Raw genomic sequence first — 699 nt, forward strand, 5'->3', positions numbered from 1 at the left:
TCCATTTTCGTATGGCCCAACAAAAGCTGAACCGCGCGTAGGTTGCCGGTCTTGCGGTATATCTGCGCGACCTTGGTGCGCCGCATAGAGTGGGTGCCATAGGCGCTCGGCTCTAGGCCGATTGAGGTCACCCATTCACGCACCAGGCGAGCGTATTGCCTCGTCGAAATATGCAGGCGCTCGTGGAAGCGGCCAGGCCACAAATGTTCCGATCCGATCATCAAGGGATCCTCGAGCCAAGCCGCGACAGCCTTTCGCGTTCCCTCGGTGATCTCGAAGCTGACCGGTTTACGCGTCTTGCTCTGGACGATTGAAGCGCGGTGCTTGACCTGTCCGGCAGCATAGACGTCAGCGACCTTGAGCTTTACTAGATCGCAGCCCCGTAACTTGCTGTCGATGGCGAGATTGAATAGCGCCAGCTCTCGGATTTTCTGCGCGATCTCAAGACGAACCCGGATCGCCCAGACGTGTTTCGGTGCAAGCGGTCGCTTCTGGCCGACGATCCGCCCCTTGTTCCAAGCTGGGCGACATGCACGAATTGCAGGCAGGTTTGTAGTTGGCATAGTGGTTGCTCCCATCCACCACGCCCACCACGTCCTCGGCAGCATGCCGACACCCGATCATACCACACTCGCCACGCTTAAAGGCGATCAAGTCGAACAAAGCATGCCGCGCCGCCGCAAGTCTGCTTCGAGCCCA

Annotated in this window: 1 protein-coding gene; it reads right to left on the minus strand. The window is 58.9% G+C overall.

The window, feature by feature from the left end:
- Nucleotides 1-563 (minus strand): tyrosine-type recombinase/integrase (locus ACMA5I_RS15930; RefSeq protein ID WP_525887265.1); only part of this gene is annotated, 563 nt, incomplete at its 3' end.
- Between the last annotated feature and the right edge of the window lie 136 nt (nt 564-699).

Origin of the sequence: Jujubicoccus corallicola, assembly GCF_047345645.1 — a bacterium.
Classification (GTDB): Bacteria; Pseudomonadota; Alphaproteobacteria; order Rhodobacterales; family Rhodobacteraceae; genus JBLEFH01.